The organism is Cryobacterium sp. BB307, from assembly GCF_012274275.1.
GTDB lineage: Bacteria > Actinomycetota > Actinomycetes > Actinomycetales > Microbacteriaceae > Terrimesophilobacter.
Window position 1 is genome coordinate 686,926 of sequence record NZ_JAANZA010000002.1, and the last position, 25,425, is coordinate 712,350.

The following is a 25,425-nucleotide window of genomic DNA, read 5'->3' on the forward strand; positions in this document are numbered from 1 at the left end:
CGCAACTACGCTTGAGGTGTGCGGCGCTACGTTCCCGAGGTCTTTGTCTCGACCCGTAGCCCGCTGCTGCAGGTACTGAAGACGTTCGTCGCGGCATCCGGCGCCTGGTTGGCCTGTGTATGGCTGCTCGACCAGCCCGCTCCCATCTTCGCCGCGATCGCGGCGCTGCTCGTCGTTCAGCCGAGCGTCAACCAGTCGCTCGCGAAGGGTGTCGAGCGCAGCGTCGGCGTGATCCTCGGCGTCATCATCGCGTTCGCGGCCGTGACCTGGTTCGGCAGCTCGGCCCTTGTCGTGATCGCCGTGATCCTGGTGTCTTTGCTTGTCGCCTGGGCACTCAAGCTGACGCCCGGCTCGTCGAACCAGATCCCGATCAGCGCCCTTCTCGTGGTCGCGCTGGGTGCCGCCACGCCGGGGTACGGGGCCGAGCGTATCCTCGAGACCATCATCGGCGCCGTCATCGGGCTCGTCGTCAACGTGGCGATCGTGCCACCCGTGCACAGCGCTCCCGCGCACGCAGCGGTCGCTCAGCTCGCCGAGGGCATCGGCGGCACGCTCGACGACTTGTCCACGGCGCTGCGAACGCCGACCTCCTTCCCCGAATTGGACGCGTTGCTGCAGAGGACGCGCGGCCTGCGGGGGCAGCTGCAGAAGGCATCCGACGCGATCTCCGCTGCGGACGAAAGCCTCATGCTGAACCCGCGCGGCGGCAAGCACCGCGAGCGCATCGACCACGACCGCAAGGTGCTCGCGTCGCTCGGCGTGCTCGTCACGCGGGTGCTCGGCATGGCGCGCGCCGTGCGCGACCACTACTCCCCCGGGCTCAGCGATGATCGGATCGTGCGCTCTATCGCGGTTGAGCTGGAGCGGGCAGGACACGACGTTCGGCTGCTCGCGACAGAACCGCGGCCAGGCGAGGACAACGCCGACCAGCCGACGGCCCAGCTGCCGGCGCTGACTGCCCCGCTGGTGATCACGCACCCGCATCCGGAGCACTGGATCCTGGTCGGCTCGCTCATGGAGGACCTGAGGCGCGTGCGAGAGGAATTGGCGGGCCAGCTGACCTGACCTCACGCCGGGGGCGTACCGTTGAGGAATGCGTGCGATGACCGTCCCCCTGTCCGGAAGCGCCCAGGCCTTCACCCTGAGCGAGTTCCCGGATCCGGTTCCGGGTTCGGGCGAGGTGCTGATCGAGGTGGCCGCGGCCGGCGTCAACCGGGCGGATGTCGCACAGCGGCAGGGAACCTACGCGTCCGCCCCCGGATGGCCGGAGTGGCCCGGACTCGAGGTGTCGGGAACGATCGCGGCGGTTGCGGGGCAGGTCGGCGACTGGAGGGTCGGCGATCGGGTATGCGCCCTGCTGGGCGGGGGCGGCTACGCCGACCTGGTCGTGGTCCCGACCACGCACCTGCTCCGGGTGCCGGAATCAGTCGACCTGGTCGACGCGGCCGGGCTGCCCGAGACGGTGTGCACGGTGTGGTCCAACGTCTTCATGACCGCGGGGCTGAAGGCGGGTGAGACGCTGCTCGTGCACGGCGGCGGCAGCGGCATCGGCACAACCGCCATCCAGCTCGCGCGGGCGCTCGGCTCGCTGGTGGCGGTCACCGCGGGCAGCCAGCGGAAGCTCGACGTGTGCCGCGAACTCGGCGCGGAGATCCTCATCAACTACCCGGAGCAGGACTACGTGACCGAGTTGCTGCGCGCGACGGATGGCCGCGGCGCCGACGTCATCCTGGACCACATCGGCGGTGACTACCTCGACCGTGACCTCCAGGCGCTCGCACCGCACGGGCGGATCATCATGATCGGCAACCAGAGCGGGCAGCAGGCGACCATCAGCATCGGCCGGCTCATGCGCAAGTGGGCCACCATTCACGGCAGCACGCTGCGGGCGCGAAGCGACGAGGAGAAGTCCGAGATCGTCGCGAGTGTCGCCGCGAACGTGTGGCCGCTCGTCGAGAACGGGCAGGTCACGCCGGTGATCGACGAGCGCATCCCATTGACCGAGGTGGCACGTGCGCACGAGAAGCTCGAGGCCTCCGAGCACGTGGGAAAGATTCTGCTCGTGCCCTGAGAAGCCGTGTCAGCCGGCGCTGTGCAGCGGCACCTTCGCGACCGCCTCGCGCGCCCCGGCCGCGGTCGACGCGGAGAGCGCGGCCGCCGCCATCGCCTCGGCGTCCTCGCGCGTGTGCTTGGCGAGTTCCGCGCGCACGTCGGCGAGCGCCGCGGGGGTCATCGACAGCGTGGACGCGCCGAGTCCGACCAGCACGACCGCGAGGGTGGGGTCGGCCGCGGCCTCACCGCACACGCCGATCGGCGTGCCTCCGGCGCGGCCCGCGTCGCCGATGAGCTTGATGAGACGCAGGACAGCCGGATGCCACGGGTCCTGGTACGCGGCGACGGAGCCGAGCATCCGGTCGGCTGCGAGCGTGTACTGCGTCAGGTCGTTGGTGCCGATGCTCACGAAGTCGGCGTGCTCGCTCACCTGGTCGGCCATCACCGCGAGGGACGGCACCTCGGCCATGACACCGGCGAATCGGATGCCCAGCGCCTTGGCGAGCGACACGAAGTATGCGGTCTCCTCGGCGTCGGAGACCATGGGCGCCATCACCCACAGGTCGCCCTTCGCGTTCTCCTGCGCTCGGGCGAGCGCGGTGAGCTGGTTGCGGAGGACCTGCTCATGCACACGCAGTGAGCGCAGTCCCCTCAGGCCGAGCGCCGGGTTCTCCTCGGGCTGGTTCTCTACGAACCGCAGCGGCTTGTCCGCTCCGGCGTCGAGGCAGCGGACGACCACTTTCCGCCCGGGGAACGCGTTCAGCACTGCCTCGTAGTCGCGCTGCTGCTCCTCGATGCTCGGCTCGGTGGCCGCGTCCAGAAACAGGAACTCGGTGCGGAACAGGCCGACACCCTCGGCGCCCAGTTCGACCGCGGCGGCAGCGTCGGCCGGCGAGCCGAGGTTGGCCAGCAGTGGGATCTTCTCGCCGTCGGCGAGCGTGCCGTCGCTCAGCGGAAGCGCTGCGGCAGCGCGGAACTCGGCGATGCGCGCTGCGGCGTCCTCTAGCTGAGCCGGCTCGGGGTCGATGACGATCGTCCCCGCGCCCGCATCCACGATGACCGGGGTGCCGTCGGTGAGCTCCTCGGCGCCTGCGACGCCGACGATGGCGGGGATCGACTTGGCGCGCGCGAGAATCGCGGTGTGCGAGGTGGGTCCGCCCTCGCGCGTGACCAAGGCGAGCACCTTCTCCAGGTCCAGCAGCGCGGTGTCAGCCGGGGCGAGGTCGCGGGCAACCAGGATGAATGGCGTGTCCGACTCCGGCACACCGGGTGCGGGAACGCCACGCAGGTGGGCGATCACCCGCTGGGCGACATCCCCGAGGTCGGCTGCGCGCTCGGCCATGTACCCGCCCATGTCGGTGAGTGTCGTCTGGAACTCGGCGAACGCGTCGAACACCGCGCGCTCACCGGTGCTGCCGGCGTCGATCTTGGCGTCCACCTCGTCGACGACCCCCGGGTCCTGCGCCATCATCGCTTGCGCGTCCAGCACGTCCTTCGCCGCCCCGCCTGCCTTCTCACCGCGACGTGTGAGGTCCGCCGCGACGGCCGCCATCGCGGCGGTGACTGCCTGCTTCTCCTGCTCGGCGTCTGTGCTGCGCTCGACGACCTGCGGTTCGCTCAGCGGTTCGGGCATCCGGATCACGCCCCCGCTCGAAATACCCCTTCCGACTCCGATGCCGTGGAGTTCCCGCATTGTCTGCTCCTTCTTGCCGAGTGGGCGCGAGGCGAGGCCTGACGCGCACAAAGCGTCAGAGTACTACTCGAACATCCGCGGACCCGGACCGGCACCGCCCGTGCGGTCGGCGGGGTCGCGACTTAGGATTGGGCCCACAGTTCACGGAAAGGACCCTTCGACATGGCGACAGCGGAACGCACGGTTGTCTTCGGCTCTGCAGTGGGGATGCACGCGCGACCGGCCGCCACGGTGGCGAAAGCGGCAGCGGACAGCGGCCAGAAGGTCACCATCGAGAACAGCGCAGGCAAGAAGGCGAACGCCGCGAGCGTGCTGTTCCTGCTCGCACTCGGCGTGAACCACGGCGACAGCGTGAAGCTCACGGTTGAGGGAGAGCGCGCCGAGGAGGTCGCGGACGAACTGGCGGAGCTGATGGCGTCCGAACTTGACGCCGAGGGCCAGTCGGCGACCTCGTAGGCGCCGGATGCGCGTAACCGCGGCGCTGTTTCGCGCCAGCCACCCCGGTCCGAGCCTTGCTGTCGCGGTGATCACCGCGCTCATCGGTGTCGGCGTTGGGCTTGAGCCGTGGCGTGTGGTGGTGCTCACCGTGGCGGTGCTGCTCGGTCAATTCTCTGTCGGGCTGTCGAACGACTGGCTGGACGCAGAACGCGACCGCCTCACCGGTCGCCGCGACAAGCCGATCGCATCCGGCGAGGTGGCCGCGCGCACCGCGATCGTCGTGAGTCTGGTCTCGCTCGTGCTGGCGATCCTGTTGACCCTCCCGCTCGGCCCGGCCGCCGTCGTTGCTCACCTGGTGTTCATCAGCGCCGGCTGGACCTACAACCTGTGGTTGAAAGGGACCCTCGCGTCGGTCGTCCCCTATACGGTCGGCTTCGGCTCGCTCCCGCTCATCGCGACCCTGTCGCTGGCCGAGCCGCGGCTGGCGCACGCGTGGGCGATCGTGGCGGCCGCGCTGCTGGGTTCCGGAGCACACTTCGCCAACGCGCTGCCGGACTTCGATGCGGACGCGGCTACCGGCATCCGGGGGCTCCCGCACGCGATCGGCCGGCGAGGCAGCGCCATCGCGGTCAGTGTCCTGCTCGTCGCATCTGCCGGGTGCGTTGTGCTCGGCACCTGGCCGCCGAGTCCCGCCAGGATCACCGTGTTCCTGATCGTGCTGGCGGCAGCGGTCGCCGTCTCATTGATGGTGTTGACCGATCGAGTCGGGCGGTCGTTGTTCCGCCTGATCATCGGTGCTGCGTTAGCTACCGTTGCCGGGGTCGTGCTCGCGGGCGGACAATTGGTCGTCTGACAGGCTCGGCTCCGCCGTTCCGGCGCCCGGCTCGGTCTTCGGGTTCTGGATGCCGATCGCCGAGATGACACCACCCAGGATGAGCAGCCCGGCTGTCGCCCACAGGCCGCGGTGCAGACCTTCCAGGTCCAGGGTTCCGCCGATGATGATCCCCAGCATGGCGACGGCGATGAGACCGGCGACCCGCGCGACGGCGTTGTTGATCGCCGAACCGATGCCGGAGCGCTTCTCGTCGATCGACCCGAGGATGGCCGACGTGAGCGGCGCAACGGTGATCGCGAGGCCGAGACCGAACAGGATGATGCCGGGCAGCAGCTGCAGCCAGAAGTTGAGGTCCTCAGAGACCGTCAGCATGAGCAGATGCCCGACGCCGGCGAGGATCGGCCCGACGGACATGAAGACGCGGGGCCCGTACCGGCCCGACAGTCCGCCGAAGAACGAGGACAGCAGGATCAGGAGCACCATCACCGGGATGGACGCCAACCCGGCCGCCGTCGCCGGCCAGCCGGCCTCCTGCTGAAGGTAGACGGCGATCAGGAAGCCGCTCATAGACAGCGCACCGTAGATGAACAGCGTCGAGACGTTGCCGACCGCGAAGTTCCGGATGCGGAACAGCGACAGCGGCATCATCGGGTGCCGTGCTGTGGCCTGCCGCCACAGGAACGCGCCGAAGGCGATCACGCCGATGACCATGGGCAGCCAGATCGCCGGGCTGGCCCAGCCGTAGTTGTCCTGCTCGATGAGTGCGAACACCGGACCGCCGACGCCGATGATGGCCAGGACGGCGCCGAGGTAGTCGACCGTGACACCCTCCAGCCGCACGTCGCGCTGGGCGATCCGGGTGATCAGCCACAGGGTGACCGCGATCGGGAGCACGTTGATGCCGAACACCAGCCGCCAGGTCAACAAGTCGACGAAGGCGCCGCCGATGAGCGGACCGGCGATGAAGGCGCCGCTGGTCCAGGCGGTCCACGCTCCGATCGCCTTGCCCTGGGCGGGGCCTCGGAACGACGACATGATTAGCGCGAGCGAGCTGGGCACGAGCAGCGCGCCGGCGATCCCCTGGACGCCGCGCGCGACGATCAGGAACTCGGCGGTCGGCGCGAACGCGCAGAGCAGCGATGCGACGCCGAAGCCCCACAGTCCGAAGCGCAGCACGACGAGTCGGCCGAAGACATCCGACAACGACCCGGCGACGAGAATGAGCGCGCCGAGCGTGATCAGGTAGGCGTCGACCACCCACTGCTGGGTGGTCAGCCCTCCCCCGAGTTCTTCGCTGATTGCCGGCAGCGCGACGGTCACCACCGAGCCGTCGAGGAAAGCCACGAACGACGCGAGGATCGCAATGCTGAGCACCAGCTTCTGTTGCGAGCTCATGGACTGCACCCCTCTAGTAGACACCCGATCAGACGCTAACGGACGTGTCGATTTCGCCGACACCGGTCACCCGGATGACCGCAACCCCTTCCTCGGCCGACCGCTCGAGGTCGACGATGGCGGTGATGCCCCAGTCGTGGTCGCCAGCTGGGTCGGCGAACACCTGCCGCACCCGCCACTCAGACTTCCCCTCGACGATCTGCAGCAGCGTCCCGCTGCGGGCATCCGAGTCGATGCCGATGGAGTCGTGGACGGCGTAGTAGGCATCGAGCGCGTCGGCCCAACGGTCGACGCCGAAATCCGCGTCGGCATCCAGTTCACCCAGCTCCTCCACCTTGTCGAAGGCGGCTAGTTGCACGCGGCGGAACAACTCGTTGCGCACCAGCACCCGGAAGGCCCGCTGGTTCGTCAACACGCTCGGCGGTGGCGGTGGCGCGACCTGCTGCTCATGCTGCTGGTGCTCGGCCGGATTCGCGAGCTCCGCCCACTCGTCGAGCAGGCTGGAATCGACCTGGCGGACAAGCTCGCCCAGCCACTCGATGATGTCGTGCAGTTCCTCGTTCTTCGCCGACTCCGGGATGGTCTGCCGGATCGCCCGGAACGCGTCGGTGAGATAGCGGAGCAGTGTGCCCTCGGAGCGGTGCAGCGAGTAGAAGCCGACGTACTCGTTGAAGGTCATCGCCCGCTCATACAGGTCCCGGACCACGGTCTTCGGTGACAGTTCGAAGTCCGCGACCCAGGGCTGCGAGGTGCGGTAGGTCGCGAACGCGGCCTCGAGCTCGTGCTCGAGCGGTTTCGGGTGGGTGATCTCCTCGAGCAGCTCCATCCGCCGCTCGTATTCGATGCCGTCAGCCTTCATCGCCGCGATCGCTTCGCCGCGAGCGAGTTTCTCTTGCGCGCGAAGCACCGGGCCGGGGTCGTCGAGCGTCGCCTCGACGGTCGAGATGACGTCGAGCGCGTAGGACGGCGATTCGGGATCCAGCAGCTCGAGCGCCGCGAGTGCGAACGGTGACAGCGGTTGGTTGAGCGCGAAGTTCGACTGCACATCGACGGTGAGACGGATCTGCCCGTCGACGCTCTCCACCAGCCCGGCGGTCTTCAGGGTGCGGTAGATCGACAGCGCCTGCCGGGCGAGTTGCCGCTGGCGCGGTCGCGGTTCGTGGCTGTTCTCGATGAGCTCCCGGATCTCGGTGAACGGGTCCTCGCCGTGCGCGATCACGTTGAGCACCATGGCGTGGCTCATCCGCATGTTGGAGGTGAGTCGCTCCGGCTCGGCGACGATGAGGCGGTTGAAGCTCGGTTCGCCCCATGAGACGAAGCCGTCCGGCGCTTTCTTCCGCTGCACGCGCTTGAGCTTCTTGGGGTCGTCCCCGGCTTTCGCGACCAGGCGGGCGTTCTCCACCTCGTGCTCCGGCGCCTGGGCTACCACCGTGCCGGCGGTGTCGAAGCCGGCCCTGCCCGCCCGACCCGCGATCTGATGGAATTCACGCGCGGTGAGTTGGCGCATCCGGGTGCCGTCGAACTTGGTGAGGCCGGTGAGCAGCACGGTTCTGATCGGCACGTTGATGCCGACGCCAAGCGTGTCGGTGCCGCTGATGACCCGCAACAGGCCGCGCTGGGCGAGCTGTTCGACGAGTCGGCGGTACTTGGGCAGCATGCCTGCGTGATGCACGCCGATGCCGGATCTGACCAAGCGGGACAGGGTCTGGCCGAACTTCGTGGTGAAGCGGAAGTCGCCGATGAGGTCGGCGATCTCGTCTCGCTGCTCGCGCGTGATCACCTTCAGGCTGGTCAGCGCCTGAGCGCGCTCAAGGGCAGCGAGCTGGGAGAAGTGGACGATGTAGACGGGCGCCTGGCCGGTGGCGAGCAGCTCGTCGACACTCTCGTGCACCGGGGTTGTCGCGTAGAAGTAGTGCAGCGGCACTGGGCGCTCCACTCCGGTCACGGATGCGGTGGGCCGCCCGGTGCGCTCGGTCAGGTCGCGCGCGAGCGCGTCAACATCGCCGAGAGTCGCGGACATCAGCAGGAACTGCGCCTTGGGCAGGCGCAGCAGCGGCACCTGCCATGCCCAGCCCCGTTCCGGGTCGGCGTAGAAGTGGAATTCGTCCATGATGACGATGTCCACCGGTGCGTCAGCGCCCTGCCTCAGCGACATGTTGGCGAGGATCTCCGCGGTGCAGCAGATGATTGGGGCATCCGGGTTCACGCTCGAGTCGCCGGTGACCATGCCGACGTTCTGGGCCCCGAACAGGTCGACGAGCGCGAAGAACTTCTCCGACACCAGCGCCTTGATCGGTGCCGTATAGACGCTGCGCGCACCGGCCGCCATGGCGGTGAAGTGTGCGGCGACGGCTACCAAAGACTTGCCGGTGCCGGTCGGCGTGCTGAGGATGACGTTGGCGCCGGTGACCAGCTCCATGACGGCCTCGTCCTGCGCTGGATACAGGGTGAACCCCGCGCCGGACGCCCAATCCACGAACTCGCCGTAGACGACATCCGGGTCACTGCTGTCGGGGATACGCACCCTTAACGGTTGCACACGTGGTGGCTAGTCCCGTTCTGGCTCGACCGCCGGGTCGCGGTCGGCCACCACCGAGGCGATCACGGTCAGCAGCGCGGATGCGATGATCGCGGTCCCGAACAGCTGGTCGCCGACTCCGGCGAATGCGCCGAGGTTGATCGCGGCGTCGGGGTCGCGGGCGAGCGCGGCGAACGCGAGCACGGTCACGCCGAACAGGGAGTAGGCGAGGAAGATCAGCACCCGCGACGGCAGCGGGTAGCGGCGAGTGCCCTTGTTGGCGTACTCGGCGGTCGTCAGGAGGTTCCAGACGAAACCGAACAGCACGAAGGCGACGCCGGTGAAGCCGAGCAGCGCGCCGAGCGGGTCGGAGACGAAGTCCCGCTGGTCGAAGAGCGCGGCGAGCAGCAGCGCGACGGCGATCCCGGCTGCCCGCGTCACCGTGAGGGCTCGCTTGGCGGCATAGAACGCGAGGAGCGCGAGGCACGCCACCGTCGCGACGATGGTCAGGGCTTCGCTGGTCCACAGCGCACCGAATGGCGGCGGGAGCACATTGGCCGCCACCATCACGGTCACCACGCCGATCGATCCGAGGATCTCGGGCGTGCCGGTGCGGCCTCGGCGTGCCCAGCGGATCGCCAGCACGATCAGGAAGATCCCGACCAGCAGCCGGTTCAGTGCGACGACGCGACTCATGGACAGGAAACCGACCACCTCGGATAGAGCGGCAGGCACGGCGGGCACCCCGTAGTTGAAGGCGACCTGGGCGACTAGCAGCGACGCGGAAACGATGCCGAGGGTACCGGCGAGGCCCGCTGCGATGGGAGTGGCGACGGCACTGAAACTGCTGTCGATGCCCTCGACCGAGGTCTCGTCACGGCGCCCGCGCACCCGGGCCAACAGGAGCCATACGACGACGATCAGACTGCCGAGCAGGACGGCGAGCGCAAGGTGGCTGAGTTTCGGCGGGTCACCGTCGAGCATGCTCGCGGTCATCACCCAGCCGCGCCAGACCACGAGCGCTGCGATGCCGATGGCGAGGGTGATCACGGATGGCAGCTGGGTGCGGACCACCCGCACCGCCCACACCGCGGAGGTGGCCGCCAGTTGGGCGACGGCTGCGCCGGCAACGAAGGCAAACGGAACCGCCAGCTGCCCGATGGTCGACATCATCAGCGACACGGTCACAGGGCCGAGGTCGTAGCCGAGGGAAGCGCTCAGGGCGCTTGCGCTCAGAGACGTCGTGCCGAACGCGATCGTGAGGAGCGCGAGAATCGCCGGAAAGTCCCACCAGGCGAAATCGAATCGACGGCGGATGACGGTGTACACGATGAGCGCCAGCGCGACACCGATGGTCGCGATCCTCGAGTTGAGGGTCTCTTCGCCGATGTTCATTGAGCCGACAAAGAGGAGGACGAGGACGGTCAACACCGTGACGACCGCGGTCAGCCATCCGGTGACGTGCAGCACGGCGGTCTGCACCAGCGCGATCGAGATGACAAGCAGCAGCATGAGCACCCAGAGCACTGGGCGCGGGAATGAGAGGTACTGGCCGCCGACGGTCACCGAGAGCGGCAGCGTCTCCCGCAGTGCAGACGAGAACAGGATGCCCGCCACCGCGACGCCGTAGCCGATGACGGCGATGGTGGCGATGGGCTTCAGACCCTTGGGCCAGCCGTCGGCTCGCAGCCTGCCTTCCCGGTACGGCCGACCGACGACGTGATCGAAGAAGGAGCTGACCATCGCCCAGGCGATGCCGACGATACGGCGCGGCCGGGACGATGTCTGCTTCTGGCTGAGGGTCGCGGTCACGGCTCACCGATCCTCAGCGCGGAGTTGAGGCTTTGGACGGACCAGATGCCGTCCCGCCCGGCGAGGACGTGTCGAGACAGTGCGTCCGTTTCGACTTGGATTTTCCACTCGAGCACGGTTTCGCCCTGGTCGTCGACGAGAGTCGCCGAGTCGCGATCGACCAAAATGACGTGCTTGCCGTCGCCGATGGCATGGCTCGCCCCGTCCCGCGACCAGAGGATGGTCCCGTCATCGGGGTCGAAGGCGACGCTTTCCTCGTCGCTCACGACCACGACCTGTCCTGCTGCAGCCTGCACAGCGGACGGGAGACCGAGGTAGCGCGCGTCCCACAGCTTCGTGCCGGTGGTGAGCCGGTAACTCGTGACCCAGGAGTCGCCTTGGGCGACAACGACCACATCGTCGGCGATGGCGATCCCGTAGGCCTCTGTGCCGTTCGCATCCCATCGGATGTCGCCGTCACTGCGATCGAGCGCAACGACTCGGCCGGCACGGTCGACGACGATGACGGTGTCCACGCCGGCGACGGCCCGCTGGTCGACATCTGCGCCGATCGGCGTTTCCCAGCGGGTCTTGCCGCTGATCGCGTCGACGCTCGTGACGACGCCGTCGAGTCCGACGATGATGGCGTTGCCAGCGCCGTCTGAAACGGGTGCGGCGACGACGAGGTCGTTCGTGTCGCGCGTCCAGAGCCGCTCGCCAGCATCGCTGTAGGCGACGATGCGGCGGCTGGACGTGGTGACGATGATGATGTCGCCGACAGCGCCGAGCGCGATGGCGTGGCCCCCGGGGTGACCGATCCAGTGGTGGACGAGTGATCTGTCGCTGGCGTCGTAGCGCAATGCGACCAGGTCGTCACCGCTGTCGCGTGTTGAGACGATGATGCCGGAGGCGGTCAGCGCCGGCACTACCGAGTAGGACGGGATGCCCTCGTCCTCCCCGTAGACCGGGTCGCGCCGCACCGTCTGCAGTTCTCGATCCCGCCAGGCGCTCGGATCGGTCCATGCGCCGATGGATCTGGTGGCGGATTGCGACTGGAGCCGTGGAGCGTCGATCCCTGCCTGGATGACCACGGTGTCCTCGACCGTTGCGTCGATCGCGACGCGTCCACGCCCGGGGCACCACAGGTCTGCCTCGTTAATGGTCAGAAGGAGGGCGCCTGCGTCGTCGAGGTATTCGATGACGCCGCGAGTCTCGATGCATCCGCGGGGGTCGTTCACTCTTGCGTTCTTGAGGAGGCTGGCGTTCTCGGGCTCGTGCGCGGTGAAGCGGGAGCGGTAGTTCAGGGACTCGTTCACGAAGGCGGTTCCTTCGCCTTGCCAACTGGATCCTGGTGCGACATCCGTGGGCAGCACCAGCAATCCCGGGGTGTAGAGGAAGGACACTTCCCCACCCCAGACGACCATCGATTCGACGCCCGCGTCCGTGAACCGGAACAGCTCGCCGTTCTGCGTGGTCTCGCCATCGGTGACCGTGGTGGTGGTTTCGCGCCAGAGCGTCGCGTTCCTGACCTCGCTGTCGCTGAGGCCACCTAGCAGCGCGTGCGCAGCCATGCTGGGAAGGGTGAGGAACTCTTCAACCCCGGTTGCCCTGGAGCTTTCCGTGGAGCGCACGACGCCGTCCTGGTCCACGAACCATTCGACGTGTCCATCCGCGGGGATGAGTACGGCGGCATTGCTCTCGTCCTGCCCGGATGCCTGCTGGTCGCTGAGAGCGATCGCGCCGGTGCAGACAGCGACGACTGCCACGATCGACACGGCCGCTGCGACGCTGGACCCACCCAGCTTTGCGAGGGCACCGGCGGAGGTCATTCGATCATCGTAGGGGTTGACGGTCTTTCAGTTGTGCTGCCGTTCAGCCCCAATTCGGGCACTGTCGAGACCCGTCGCTGGGCAGAGTTCTCCCCGAGTGCCTCAGGTGGCCCGATGTCGCTCGGCCGCGGTGAGGGCGTCGTTGAGTGCCGGTGATTTGGATGGCATCGGCCTTGGTGTCTGGGTGGGGTCGATGTCGCGGGGTGGGATGAGCCAGAACCGGGTTAGCGGGTCGTGGTCGCGAGTTTCGATCTCCCAGCCCTCGTCGTGCAGCAGCAGGTGGTGGTGGCGGCAGAGGAGGATGCCATTGTCGATGTCGGTTGTTCCGCCGTCGCGTTCCCACCAGCGGATGTGGTGGGCCTCGGTCCACTCCGGGGGTCGGTCGCAGCCGGGCCAGGCGCAGCCGCCGTCGCGGGCGGCCAGCAGCCTTCGTTGGGCCCGGTTGAAGAAGCGCTGCTCACGGCCGAGGTTGACGGGGAGGGGGCGGTCGTCGAAGACGATCAGCTCGATGCCGTTCAGGCAGGCGTTGCGCTCCACGGTGGCGATCGACACCGGGTAGGGCTGGCCCTCGATCCAGCCCCGACCGGCGCGGTCGGTCAGGTCTGTGGCGGCCACCAGCACCCGCACCGCGGGCCGGTTCACCCCGACCACACCCTGCGGGTCGGTGTCGAGGGCCAGTTGGATCAGCTCCAGCATCCCGTCCGAGGCCAGCTGCTCGGTGGTGCGGGTGTCGGCCATAATCTGCTCCGCCCGGGCCTGCTCCGGACCGGTGGTGAAGCGCGGTCCGCCCCGTCGTGGTGAAGTGAGCTTGTCGTAAACGTCATCGATCAGGGCGGCACCCTCCGGGTCGAGGTCCCAGGTGTACCGGGTCATCCCATCGTCCCGCTTCCACCTGCGGAAGGAGCGCAGCGCCCGGCGCTGCCGCTCCCGCTCCACAATGCCGGCCGCATCCAGGTCGTCCCGGGCGGTCCGGGCGAGGCGCAGCATGCCCTCCGCGTCCAGTGCGCCACCCGGCGTGGTGCCGGCCGCACGCTCAGTTGCGGCGGCAACAAGCTTGGTTGCCGCGGCGGTCAAGTCTTCGGTCGTGACGCCGGGTCCGGGCCGGCCCAGCCCGGTGCGGATCGCCTCGGCACCGGCCACCGACAGCGCCCCGGTCCCGACGGCCCTCCCCACCGCGGCCAGCCAGGGTTCGGCCATCATGCTGGCCAGCCCCGCCGGGTCATCGATGCCGGCGGTCTCGGCGTTGTTCAGCAGGTCGGCGTCGTTGAGCATGCTGCCGACCCGAATCAGCGTGGTCGCCTCCCGGGCCGTGGAGCCGGTCACCCCGCGGATCAGCGCCTCCGGGGTGCGGAACCCCTCCTTCCGCGCCAACCCACCGAACCCCGCCTCCACCGATGAGCGGCGCACCACCTCACCGGCGAGCACGGACGCGCACGCATCAAGACTGCGCTTGGCCTCCGCCAACGACGCCTGCGCCGCCAGTAGCTGCTTGTCACCCAGCCACCGGGCACCGGGCGCGTCGACGCCGATCCGGGCGGCAGCGGCCAGCAGAACCTCGAGCGAGGTGCTGAACGTAGCTGCGGAAGATCTCATGCATCAATTGTTCCAACATCGAACACAGCTACACAAGCATATCTGAGAATCTGTTAGAAACTACTTTCCGGGCCACCTGTGGAGGAGCAGTCGGTGTCGCACGGGCCTTCGAGCCAGCCGCCACCAAACACCGACCAAGGACGGTTCAGCACTGGCGAATAGACTGGAGTGCGCGTCGGCGGCCCGCTCGAACGGCCCGGCGAACCACCCCGATCGGCGAAAGGCGAAGCGCAACTATGGTCAGAGCCACGAATATCGATGCGACTGCGGTCAATACGATTCGCTGGCTCTCCGAAACCGACACCACCATCGTCGTGCCCGTCTACCAGCGCCAGTACCGTTGGGACATCGGCGGATGCGAGCAGTTGCTCGCAGACATCCGTGACGCTGCGGATGCGGCGCACAAGCACACCCACTTCATCGGCTCGATCCTGTCGAGCGCCAATGCGGGCAACGGCGAGCTCGTGCTGATCGACGGCCAGCAGCGGATCACGACGCTCATGCTGTTGATCGCGGCGCTCCAGCACACCGTGCGAGATCACGACCCGGAGTTGGCGGCTCAACTGCAGCAGGTGCTGGTGTCCCCCAGCGATCCGACCCGCACCAAGCTGCAACCCCACCGGGCGTGGGCTGAGGTGTTCGAGAGCGTCATCTTGGACCGCCGACTCGGTGACGCCCTGCGAGACTCTCGCTTCGACGACAACTACGCGTTCTTCCGCAGCCAGATCCCGGCCGACGAGGTCGCCCAGGTCTGGAACGGTCTGCAGCGGCTCGAGCACGTGTCGATCACACTCGGCGCCCACGCCAACGCGCAGCAGATCTTCGAGAGCCTGAACTCGACCGGCGAGCCGTTGCGCGACCACGAACTCATCCACAACTACGTGCTCATGGGCCTATCGCACGCCCAGCAACGCGAGATCGAGAGCGAGTTCTGGCTCCCGATCGAGGAGCACACGGGCGAGTCGATTGCGAGCTTCTGGCGCCATTACCTGGTGATGACCACTGGACGGGAAATCGACGTCGTCGGAGGTCGCGGCGTGTACGAGGCGTTCCGGCACCGGTTCCCTCGACTGGAGTTGGAGACGCTGCGCGAGTTCGCGACCGAATGGCGCGAGTTCTCGGCGATCTACCGCACGCTGATGGAGCCGTCTCGCGAGAAGGATGCCGACATCGCGGCCCAGCTCGGGTACCTCACCACCTTCGGCCAGCTGATGTATCCGCTGATGATGCGGGTCTACCGCGACTACCTCACCGGCGCCATCGACAAGCCGGCGCTGCTGGCCTCGCTCGAGCGCATTCAGTCACTGCTCATCCGTCGGACCATCGTCGGCCTTTCCAACGACCGGCTGGTGGCGCGGTTGTGCCGTGCGCGTGAAGACGGTCCCGACAGCCTGCTCAACGCGATCGCCCGGATCACGCCATCGGATGAGCGAGTGCGGGTCGCGCTCAAGTACGGCGAGCTCCCCCACCCCGGCTACGTGCTCGGGCGACTCTCGGGTGCCACCGACCTGTCCGAGCTGGACGTCGAGCCGATCATGCCGCTGGCGCCTGGCGATGCCTGGACCGGTGACGGTGCTCGGATCTGGGTGGACTTCAGCGAGGACGAGCAGAACAGCCACCGCGCGCTGGCGCAGACGCTCGGCAACCTGACGCTCCTCGAGCAGTCGCTGGCGGAGCGCGGAGCAGACCTGCCGTTCCCACAGAAAAGGGAGGCGATCTACGCGAAGAGCCAGATCGGTCTGGCGCGCGAGCTCGCCGACACACCCGTCTGGGGCACCGCGACGATCTCGGAGCGAACCGAACGACTCACCTCGGAATTCGTGCGCATCTGGGCGCGGCCGGCTGTTGTCGGGATCGATGATGACGGGCTGACCCCGATCCTGGACGCGAAGCGCCGACCGGGCTGGCCGCGCGGCTGGCAGCGGGAGTTCGAGTACGTCGAATACCGCGGCGAGCACTGGGAGGTGTACGACGTCAAGTACCTGTTCAACCGCATCTTCAAGCGGCTCTGGGCGGATGCGCGTGACGACGTCGTCGCATTCAGCGCCCACCGCGGTGGGCCGATCTTCCAGGCTCAGGCGTGGAACGGGCAATGGGACCAGCTCGACGCGGGCAACTTCCTCTACATGGGCTGGGACTCGAAGTACATGCTGACCGCCGTGCAGGGTGTGCTTGAGGAGTCGGGCATCGCGTCCGAGGTCTTCGTCAAGTACTCCTACATCGGCGCGGCAATGTAGCGCTGGAGCATCGCCCGCTCCAACCGCAATGCGCAGTGCCTCGGATGGTGCACTGGATTCGTTTCTACAGATGACTGGTTTTCAACCAAATTGGTTTGCAGTTCCCAGCATGTTCGCAAATTGCAGTGGTGACATCTGCTTGTTTCCGGTAGGTGCTATGAAACCCCCCGCACGTCCGGCGTTGCTGCGAGTCACGCGTTCACGATAAGGGGGCGGCCCCACGTTACCGGCCCAGAAAGTGGATTCCCGGAGTCGAGAATGAGTAGAGGCAGCACAACAGTCGTTTCGACCGTCGTCGGCGCGTGCGTATCGGCAGCGCTCCTCGCGGGGTGCACGGGCGACGATTCTGCCCCGGCATCGTCCCCGACATCGTCCGCGTCGACGTCAGCCGCGCCGACCCCGTCACCGACCGCATCGCCGGTCACGCTGCCGACCGACTGCGCATCCTTGGGCACGGACGAGACCCGCACAGCCGTGCTCGCTGGGTTGAATTTCCATGGAGGGGACTACACCCAGTTCGTGAGACCCGCTCCCGACTCGGCACGGCTGGTGCTGGGCTGCGACTGGTTCGCCGGAGACGCCACCGGGCTGCTGGTGCTAATCAGCACGGCCTCCCCCGCAGATGTCGCGGCCGCAGCCGCCGGTCTCACCGCGGACGGCTTCACCTGCGCCTCGTCGGACTCGGGCGCCCAGCGTTGCGAGCTGGTCACGCCTCACTCCCAGTACCCCGTGGACGTCAAGGAGACGATCGTCGCCCGCGACGGCGTATGGGTGTACATGGAGAGCTCGAACCTCGACGGGACGCCGCTGCTCGACGAAATCGTGCAGGGGATTTTCGGCTGAAACCGCGACCTACCCGCCGGGACAGTGGGTCCCGGGAGCGAAACCGAGACTCGTCCTCCATGAAGTGCGAGATCGGGCGTCGAGCGGCTCCGGGCGGATTCGCGTGATGAGGTCGTTGCGTTCAGCGCCTACGCGGCGGGCCGATCTTCCAAGCGCAGGCGTGGAAACGCTACCTACATCGGCCAGGCGATGTAACGAGACCCAAAAGTTTTTTCGGCCAGGTGCATCCAAAACACCCCTCCCGCAGGAAGTACCTCTGTGACGGGCGATTCCCGCCCACTCAATGAGGAGGACACAATGCGATACAAGATTCTCACGGGACTTGCGGCCGGCTTCGTTGCCACTGCCGGTCTCGCTGCACCAGCGCAGGCGATCTCGCCCTCGACAGCGGATCTCTATCTTCTGCACGCCGTGCCGGACCTGACCGTGGATGTGTGGGTCAACGGCGAGGTCCTGATCGAAGACTTCGCGCCGGAGACGCTCACGGATCCGCTCGATCTTGCTGCCGGCGATTACGAGGTCGTGATCACGGCGCCCGACGACCCGATCTCCTCCCCGGCGATCGGACCGGTCACACTCACGCTCGCCGCCAACACCAGCTACACGGCGGTTGCCCACCTCGCAGCCGATGGCACCCCAACAGCGACGATGTTCACCAACGACCTCGCGACCACTGCCGCCGGAACGGGCCGGCTCACCGTGCGTCACACGGCAGCCGCTCCCGCCGTCGATGTCCTTGCGAACGGCGAGGCGGCGTTCACGAACCTCGAGAACCCGAACGAGGTCAAGGCCGATCTGCCAGCGGGCACGATCTCGGCTGCAGTAGCGGCGACGGGCACAACCGAACCTGTTATCGGTCCGGCTGACGTGAACGTTCAAGAGGGCGTCAACACGATCGTCTACGCGTGGGGGAGCCTCGAGGACGGCAACCTCGCCCTGGCCGTGCAGACCATCGATGGGCTTCATGCGGCCCCGGGTGGTGTGAATTCAGGCACCGCCGGACTGGTTGCCGACCCCGACCCGGCCCTCATCGGAATCGGAATCGCCGGGCTGATGGCGCTCCTCGCAGTGGGAACCATGGTGACCCTGCGGGTGCGTGCGAAGAACGAAGGCTAGCCGGTGCAGACCAGGAGGGCAGGCGTGTTCTCGCAGATCGGGGTGTGGGGCATGACTGTCCTTCTGTTGGCGGGCTGCTCCTGGACTCAGGAGCAGCCCTCTCCGTCTGCAACGCCGAGCCAGCACAGCAGCCTCGGCGCCGATTCGGAGATCGGCACCCACAGCGCGGCCCTCGGGGCGGTGCCAGCACCTACGCCGCCGACTCGAGTGCAGATCCCCTCCCTCGAAGTCGATGTAACCGTGCGGCCGGTGGGCGTGGAGGCGGACGGGTTCATGGAGATTCCCCCGGATGTCGCAGTCGGAGGCTGGTACAAGTACGGCTCGGACCCCGCCAGCGACACCGGCACGACGGTCATCGCGGCCCACGTGGACTCTCCCAAGTACGGGATCGGTCCGTTCGCAGCGTTGAAGGATGCATCCGTCGGGGCGGTCGTCTCGGTGACCTCAGCTGAGGGTGTCGTGCACGAATACGTGATTGAGTCCGTGGAGCGCATCGAAAAAGCGCGGTTGCCGCTCGATGAGGTGTTCGACCGAGAAGGCGCCCCGCGGCTGGCTCTCATCACGTGCGGCGGACAGTTCGACTACGGCACCGGTCACTACGAGGACAACATCGTCGTGATCGCAATCCCCACGACGCCGTGAACCGGCGCGAGTAGTATCCCGAAAATGGCCAGCGAAGCCGATGAGGCTGAGGCACGATTCACCGCCGCCTTCGTCGAGGGCGACGAGGAGGCGCTTGCGTGGGTTTACCGACGCTGGTCACCGCTCGTGTACACGATTGCTGTTCGCTCTCTCGGCGATGTCGGGGATGCCGAGGATGTCACCCAGAAGACCTTCGTGGCGGCGTGGACCGGCCGCACGGGGTTCGACTCGTCCCGGGCGCAGCTGTCCACCTGGCTCGTGGGCATCGCAAAGAACAAGATCGCGGACACGCACGAAGCGCGAACACGTATCGGCCGACTGCACGCTCAGCTCGCCGCCACCACCAGTCCGCTCGAAGCCGTCGTCGAGCCCGATGACCTCGCCGACACCCTTGTGCTCTCGGATGAGATCGCCCACCTGGAGCCGGAAGCGCAAGTGGTCGTGCGACTCGCCTTCTATGACGATCTCACCCATAACGAAATCTCAGAACGGCTGGGTCTACCCTTGGGCACGGTCAAGAGTCACATCCGGCGCAGCCTGCAGCGGATGCGCGCACGATTGGAGGTGACCTATGCGCCACGTGGACCCTGACACCCTCGCGCTGCTGGGCATGGGCGAGGAGGTCGCCGACAGCGAGTATCGCGAACACATCGCCCAGTGCCCCGAGTGTGCGTCCGAACTCGCGAACTACAGCCGGGCTGCACGCGTTGGACGAGCCACCCTCGGGGCGGGGGAACTGCTTGAACCGTCTCCGCGGGTCTGGGACCGCATCTCTGACGAGCTGGGCATCACCGAGGAGCCGACGGCTGAGGTCGTCGAGCTCGCTCCCCGGCGGCGCCGGTGGGTTCCGCTTGTCGCGGTGGCCGCGAGCGTGGCACTCCTCGCATCCCTCGGGATCGTCCTCTGGCAGTTTGCGCAGCCGTCTCCACCCACGGTGATCGCAACCGCGACCCTCGAAGCCTTCCCCGCCTGGCCGGGCGCCACCGGAAAAGCTGTGGTTGAGCAACAAGCCGACGGCACCCGTGTGGTGCACATCGATTTCGATGCACCCAGTCTCAACGACGCGTATGAGGAAGTGTGGCTCATCTCATCCGACGCGACCCGACTCGTGAGCCTCGGCACCGCCTCCGGCCCGACAGCCACTCTCCCGATTCCTGACGGCATCGACCTCTCCACCTATGACCTGGTCGATGTGTCAGCCGAGCCGTACGATGGCAACCCCACCCACTCGGGCGATTCCATCGTCCGCGGACAGCTTGAATGAGGCGCCGGTCACGCCCCACCGGGCAGCGTCAGCGCATGACACATACCGTTGAACGCGCCACGGATCCGCCGACACCGCCGGCCCGCGCCCGCGCGCCAAGGTGGTTGCGGATCTTCGTCCCGGCCGCGCTGATCATCGTCTGGCTGGTGGGGGCGTCGGTGGGCGGCCCCTACTTCGGCAAGGTCAGCGAGGTGTCGTCGAACGACCAGACGACCTACCTGCCGGAGTCGGCCGACGCCACCCAGGTGCAGAAGCTGCTGGGCGAGTTCAACGGCAGCGATGCGATTCCCGCGATCATCGTCTTCGCCGGGGAAAGCAGGCTGACCGACGCCGAGCTGAGCTCGATCTCCGCCGCCATCGCCGACCTCCCTGACCTCGAGGGCGTGGCTCCGGATGTCTCCCCCGCCATCGAATCCGACGATGGCCTGGCTGTGCAAGCGTTCGCGCAAGTCGAGTCCGGCGCGTCAGTGGACGAGGTGGTGACCGCGATGAGCGACTCACTTCGGGAGTCCACGCCATCCGGAGTCTCGGTGTACGTAACCGGCCCGGCCGGCTTCACCGCGGATCTCGTCGCGGGTTTCGCGGGAATCGACGGGATTCTCCTTGGGGTCGCCCTGCTTGCGGTGTTCGTCATCCTGGTGCTCGTCTACCGCTCGTTCCTGCTTCCCATCGCGGTGCTGTCGACGAGCGTGTTCGCGCTGTGCATCGCCTTGCTCTCGGTGTGGTGGCTCGCCAAGGCGGGGATCCTGCTGCTCAGCGGCCAGACGCAGGGCATCCTCTTCATCCTCGTCATCGGCGCGGCAACCGACTACTCATTGCTCTACGTGTCTCGCTACCGTGAGCAGTTGCGCGTCAACACCGACAAGTGGGTGGCGACCACCCGGGCGATCCGGGGGTCGTTCGAGCCGATCATCGCTTCCGGCGGCACCGTGATCGCCGGATTGCTCTGCCTGCTGCTCAGCGACTTGAAGTCGAACAGCACACTCGGTCCGGTCGCCTCGATCGGCATCATCTTCGCAATGCTCGCAAGTCTCACCCTGTTGCCGTCGCTGTTGTTCGCGTTCGGACGCGCCGGATTCTGGCCGAGACGCCCGATCTACGAACCTGAGGTGGTTGCGGCCGAGGGAAACATGCCGTCGCGCGGGGTGTGGGCGAAGCTTGCAGGGCAGATTCGGCGCCACCCACGACTCATCTGGATCGTCACGACTGTGGTGCTGGTCATCGGCACCTTCGGTGCCACGCAGCTGAATGCCGTGGGCGTCGCGCAATCGGATCTGCTGCTTGGCGCATCGGAAGCGCGCGACGGCCAGTCGGCGCTCGGGGAGCACTTCCCTGGGGGGTCAGGCAGTCCGGCTTTCGTCGTGGTGCCGGAGGGCGACCTTCAGGACGCCGCCGACGTGCTCCTCGCCCATGACGGTGTTGACGCCGTCACGGTGGTCGCGGCCGATTCGCCCAGCGGCTCGGCGAGTGTCGCCGAGGACGGGATCGTCGCACTGGGCCCGCCCGGGACACCTGCACCCGAGCCGACAGCCGTGGACGGGGATGTGCTGCTTCAGGGCACGCTCAGCGACGCAGCCGACTCGGATGAAGCCGCCGGTACCGTCCGGGAACTGCGGGCGGAGCTTGCCGACGCGGTACCCGGTGCGCTCGTCGGTGGCGTGACTGCAACCGCGATCGATACCAACGACGCATCGCTTCACGACCGCAACGTGATCATCCCGGTGGTGCTGGTTGTGATTCTGCTGATCCTCATGATGCTTCTGCGTTCCGTGGTCGCGCCGGTGCTGCTCATCCTCACCACTGTACTGTCGTTCGGAACGGCGCTCGGCGTGTCGGCGCTGGTGTTCAACGGGATCTTCCAGTTCCCTGGCGCTGACCCCGCGGTGCCGTTGTTCGGCTTCATCTTCCTGGTCGCATTGGGTATCGACTACAACATCTTCCTGATGACGCGCGTGCGCGAGGAATCGCTTGCCCACGGAACCCGGGAGGGCATCTTGCGCGGGCTCACCATCACTGGTGGGGTGATCACGTCGGCTGGACTGGTGCTCGCGGCTACCTTCGCGGCGCTGTCGGTGATCCCGATCCTGTTCCTGGTGCAGATCTCGTTCATTGTCGCCTTTGGCGTCTTGCTCGATACCTTCGTGGTTCGGTCGCTGCTGGTCCCGGCCCTCGCGTATGACATCGGGCCGGCCATCTGGTGGCCGTCGAAGCTCGCACGTCATTCAGGAGAGGATCGCCGCGAGTAGCGCGTGCTCCTGGTCAGGATCAGGCCAGCTGGGGATGCGATCAACGCAGCCAGCGTTGGCCAAACGAGTAGAGGGAACGCCGAGTGGTCTGTGGGCATGTCGCTGCTCGCCCAGACGAACAGGATCAGCGCCGCGAGCGTCGCCGCCGGGGCCAACCACCACACAAGGTCGCGGAACGAGCCGGGGTCGAACGCGCGGGCGCGCCTGGTGAATCCTGCGCTGGCGCCAGCCAAGCCGAGTGCCAGCCCGATCGCGGCCAGCGTGGCCACCAGGATCACCGGCAGGATGTTCATGACCTGGGACACCCGCAGTGCCGCATCGTCGGTGCCGGCGAAGGTGCCGGCAGGGAAGTCCACCCGGGTACCTACGTCGTCCACCGTGAACTCGAGCGGCCACCCGCCGAACTCGTCCTGCTTCAACTCCAGAGCGTGCGAGTCCCCGGGATTCGGGGCAGCCACCGCGTTGAACGGCACCACGGAGGGCTGCCAATCACGGGCGCGCTCGGCGGACTCGGTGTCTTTGGAGATCCATCCGCCGGTCGTGGCCAGCGCCGCGAGCTCGTCTGCCATCCGGAATTCGATCCGGAGCGGATCGGGCACCGGATCGGCTCCCCATCCGCTGTTCCACTCCCACCCGTCGAGAAGCGCCGCCCAGCGCACCCGGTCGACGATCTCACTCCCCTGCTGCGCTGCGACCGCCGCCGACGCCAGGGTGTACTCGATCCGCACCTCGTGCTCGCCGTTCACCACCTCGACCAGCGTGGTCCTCAGGAGAAGGGTGTCTCCCTCCTGCTGCGTCGCGAAGGGCACGTCGCGATCGTCGATCTGCACCGATTCCACGCGCAGGCCGAGATCCTGCCCGTTCAGGCGGTTCGGCCATTGCTGCGCAAACTGCGGCACCCGGGATCCGCGCTCGGTGAAGGACACATCGAGTCGCTCGATCACGTCAAGGCGGGCATGCCCATCGTCCGTGCGAGACAGCTGCGCGGTCGCTTCGAGGGAGTTGACCTTGGTCCACAGCGTGCCCGGAACGTCACCGGAGTAGGAGGCGCGGTCGACCGATTGCGGGTACGGGTTGGGCAGCAGCGCGACTGCACCGATCGCCCCGGCCACGATGATGAGTGAGAGCGCCCGGATGATCAGGCGCGGCCAGGTCAGGTACTCACGGATGCGCCACCGGCTCGAGACCCCGCTTTCGCCCAGTCCGGCTTCGATCCGGGCCACCGTGCTCGCACCTGCTGCGCGCGGCTCGGCGAGCAGGACCGCGTACGGCAGCAGGCGCTCGCTGGGTGCGGACCGGTCGAGCAGCTGCGTTCTCCTCGCGTATTCGCGGATGCCCAGCAGGTGCTGCTTGACCAGCGCACCGCGCCTGGTCAGTGGTCTCGATGACAGCGCGATCCAGAGCACGATGGCGGCGACTACGGATGAGATGAGCACGAACGCGACCGGCCACCAGAGAACAGCCAGCACCGGCTGGTAGGACAACTGGCGGATGAGCCCCCACTGCACGAAGGTCAGTGCGATGGGCGCCGCGATGAAGAGGTCCCGCACCAACCCATGCGGTACCCGCCGGAATCCGGCCGAGAACTGGTCTCGTCGCTCGGCTGCGGACAGGTAGCGAGAAAGGGCACGAGGCAGGTCGCCGACACGCCCGGTTCGCCTCGCAACCTTCGCGGCGGCAACCAGCCGCTCTCTCTGCTCTCGCTTGCTCAGCTGTTTCGCTTGCGACGCCCGGAGCGCCTCGGCGAGTTCCATCGCTGCGGTAGCCCGGAGGATCTGGGCGGCCATCCGAGGCGTGACGTCCGTCGGCGGGACGGTCTGCACGACGTACCAGGGCCGCCCGCGGACGTCACTCCAGGCAACCGCGCGTGCCGCCAGCGCCAGAAGCAGGGTGACCGCGAGGAACGCGAGCGGAAGGAGCGGCCCGAACACCTGAAGCCAGTACAGGGGGCTCGGCGCCGGCATGGTGAACGTGCCCGGTTCGAAGCTCATGGTGAACCACGCCTGCGCGTTCGGCGGGATCCGCTGATCATTGACGAAGCGATAGGTGACGTCGCCGGATGCGCCGGGCTCGGCGGTGAGCCACTCGCCTGCGCTAAGCATGCTCCAGGCGAGGCTGCCGCGCGGTTGCCTGATCAAACTGTCGTCGAGGTCCTCCGGGAGGGTGATCTGCACGTCAAGGCCGGCGAATCCCTGCGGCCAGGACAGTCCGAACACATCCCACTCGAGCAGCTCCACCGGTTGGTCGGACGCCGAGTCGGTCGTCGGGTAAGCCAGATGGTGGAGCTGGTAGCGGAGGACGAACTCGTGATCGCCCTGCAACCGTTCTGGTCCGTTCAGCGTGAGGGTCAGCTGGTCCGGCGTCGAAGATCTGCCGACCGGCACCCGCTCACCGTCGAGGGTCGCCTCGATGTTCTGAGGCGTGAGGGCGTGGCTCTGATACTGGGTGGCGAGCACCCGCTGAATCCCGTTCTCCCGGGTGTCTTCGGGGAAGAACGCGCTGATCCGCTCCTCCACCTGGCTCACCAGCGCCCCTTCCGGGGTGCGGGAGATGCGGTAGTCGACGGCGAAGTCACGGGCGATCCACCGGTCGGTGGCGTTCCTCGCCGAGTTGGTGATGTCGTCGAGGGTGAGCGGTTTGTTGATCACCGGGCCCACCAGCAGCACCACTCCGGCAACCGCCACGAGTGCCCAGAAGGTGCGGAGTCCGACGCGCAGTCGGCGGCCCCCGTGCGATCGGAGCCAGGCTTCCATGCCGAGCAGCCGCCTCGACAGCGCTACCCATAATCGGGTTTGCTGTGGAGCGTCGTCGCGTATGGGCTCAGCTCCGGCATCCGTCACTCCACCATCATGGTGGATGCCTTGTTCTCATTCTCGACCCTACGTTCCGCGGGTGCTCGGCAGACCGGCATCCGGAATAGTGTGGAGACGGGA

General features: G+C 67.4%; 18 protein-coding genes. 11 read left to right on the forward strand and 7 right to left on the reverse strand.

Annotated features, from left to right (window positions below; all coding sequences use genetic code 11):
* Positions 1 to 18 precede the first annotated feature (18 nt).
* Positions 19 to 1,065, forward strand: a complete 1,047-nt coding sequence (locus HGK58_RS10595) for an FUSC family protein (protein ID WP_168627536.1) — start codon at positions 19 to 21, stop codon at positions 1,063 to 1,065.
* Positions 1,066 to 1,093: 28 nt separating this feature from the next.
* Positions 1,094 to 2,071, forward strand: a complete 978-nt coding sequence (locus tag HGK58_RS10600) for an NAD(P)H-quinone oxidoreductase (protein WP_168627537.1) — start codon at positions 1,094 to 1,096, stop codon at positions 2,069 to 2,071.
* Positions 2,072 to 2,080: 9 nt separating this feature from the next.
* Here HGK58_RS10600 and ptsP read toward each other — a convergent pair whose 3' ends face one another.
* Complete coding sequence (ptsP, locus tag HGK58_RS10605) at positions 2,081 to 3,745, reverse strand: phosphoenolpyruvate--protein phosphotransferase (protein WP_168627538.1); 1,665 nt, start codon at positions 3,743 to 3,745, stop codon at positions 2,081 to 2,083.
* Positions 3,746 to 3,907: 162 nt separating this feature from the next.
* On the opposite strand from ptsP, the gene HGK58_RS10610 reads away from it, so the two are divergent.
* The gene (locus tag HGK58_RS10610) at positions 3,908 to 4,201 is read left to right on the forward strand and encodes an HPr family phosphocarrier protein (protein WP_168627539.1); all 294 of its coding nucleotides are present in this window, start codon (positions 3,908 to 3,910) and stop codon (positions 4,199 to 4,201) included.
* 7 nt (positions 4,202 to 4,208) lie between these two features.
* Complete coding sequence (locus HGK58_RS10615) at positions 4,209 to 5,036, forward strand: UbiA family prenyltransferase (RefSeq protein ID WP_168627540.1); 828 nt, start codon at positions 4,209 to 4,211, stop codon at positions 5,034 to 5,036.
* On the opposite strand, the gene HGK58_RS10620 is transcribed toward HGK58_RS10615, so the two are convergent.
* The 5 genes from HGK58_RS10620 to HGK58_RS10640 form a co-directional block, all read right to left on the reverse strand.
* Entirely contained in the window at positions 4,986 to 6,413 is a 1,428-nt protein-coding gene (locus HGK58_RS10620; protein WP_210422823.1) for an MFS transporter, read from the reverse strand. The two genes, HGK58_RS10615 and HGK58_RS10620, sit on opposite strands and share 51 nt — an antisense overlap.
* Positions 6,414 to 6,441: 28 nt before the next feature.
* On the reverse strand, positions 6,442 to 8,952 hold the full coding sequence (locus HGK58_RS10625; protein ID WP_168627542.1) for a DEAD/DEAH box helicase: 2,511 nt from the start codon (positions 8,950 to 8,952) through the stop codon (positions 6,442 to 6,444).
* Positions 8,953 to 8,961: 9 nt separating this feature from the next.
* On the reverse strand, positions 8,962 to 10,743 hold the full coding sequence (locus tag HGK58_RS10630) for a hypothetical protein (RefSeq protein ID WP_168627543.1): 1,782 nt from the start codon (positions 10,741 to 10,743) through the stop codon (positions 8,962 to 8,964).
* Entirely contained in the window at positions 10,740 to 12,551 is a 1,812-nt protein-coding gene (locus HGK58_RS10635) for a PQQ-binding-like beta-propeller repeat protein (RefSeq protein ID WP_168627544.1), read from the reverse strand. Before HGK58_RS10635 ends, HGK58_RS10630 begins: the two co-directional genes overlap by 4 nt.
* A 102-nt stretch (positions 12,552 to 12,653) precedes the next feature.
* Positions 12,654 to 14,144, reverse strand: coding sequence for an HNH endonuclease signature motif containing protein (locus HGK58_RS10640; protein ID WP_168627545.1), 1,491 nt, complete (start codon positions 14,142 to 14,144; stop codon positions 12,654 to 12,656).
* Positions 14,145 to 14,380: 236 nt separating this feature from the next.
* Here HGK58_RS10640 and HGK58_RS10645 point away from each other — a divergent pair, with 236 nt between their 5' ends.
* The 7 genes from HGK58_RS10645 (at position 14,381) to HGK58_RS10675 (ending at position 22,492) form a co-directional block, all read left to right on the forward strand.
* Positions 14,381 to 16,381 (forward strand): DUF262 domain-containing protein, encoded by a 2,001-nt coding sequence (locus HGK58_RS10645; RefSeq protein ID WP_168627546.1) that lies wholly within the window; start codon positions 14,381 to 14,383, stop codon positions 16,379 to 16,381.
* Between the two features lie 258 nt (positions 16,382 to 16,639).
* Positions 16,640 to 17,224 carry a hypothetical protein gene (locus HGK58_RS10650; RefSeq protein ID WP_168627547.1) on the forward strand — a complete coding sequence of 195 codons (585 nt, stop codon included), beginning with the start codon at positions 16,640 to 16,642 and terminating at the stop codon, positions 17,222 to 17,224.
* A 297-nt stretch (positions 17,225 to 17,521) separates the two neighbouring features.
* The gene (locus HGK58_RS10655) at positions 17,522 to 18,340 is read left to right on the forward strand and encodes a DUF4397 domain-containing protein (protein WP_168627548.1); all 819 of its coding nucleotides are present in this window, start codon (positions 17,522 to 17,524) and stop codon (positions 18,338 to 18,340) included.
* Positions 18,341 to 18,391: 51 nt separating this feature from the next.
* Entirely contained in the window at positions 18,392 to 18,982 is a 591-nt protein-coding gene (locus HGK58_RS10660) for a class F sortase (RefSeq protein WP_168627549.1), read from the forward strand.
* A gap of 24 nt (positions 18,983 to 19,006) precedes the next feature.
* Entirely contained in the window at positions 19,007 to 19,573 is a 567-nt protein-coding gene (locus HGK58_RS10665; RefSeq protein ID WP_168627550.1) for a sigma-70 family RNA polymerase sigma factor, read from the forward strand.
* Positions 19,554 to 20,246 carry an anti-sigma factor gene (locus HGK58_RS10670; RefSeq protein WP_168627551.1) on the forward strand — a complete coding sequence of 231 codons (693 nt, stop codon included), beginning with the start codon at positions 19,554 to 19,556 and terminating at the stop codon, positions 20,244 to 20,246. Before HGK58_RS10665 ends, HGK58_RS10670 begins: the two co-directional genes overlap by 20 nt.
* A gap of 35 nt (positions 20,247 to 20,281) precedes the next feature.
* On the forward strand, positions 20,282 to 22,492 hold the full coding sequence (locus HGK58_RS10675) for an MMPL family transporter (RefSeq protein ID WP_168627552.1): 2,211 nt from the start codon (positions 20,282 to 20,284) through the stop codon (positions 22,490 to 22,492).
* Here HGK58_RS10675 and HGK58_RS10680 read toward each other — a convergent pair.
* On the reverse strand, positions 22,465 to 25,245 hold the full coding sequence (locus HGK58_RS10680; protein ID WP_168627553.1) for a DUF2207 domain-containing protein: 2,781 nt from the start codon (positions 25,243 to 25,245) through the stop codon (positions 22,465 to 22,467). The genes HGK58_RS10675 and HGK58_RS10680 overlap by 28 nt on opposite strands.
* Positions 25,246 to 25,425: the final 180 nt, after the last annotated feature.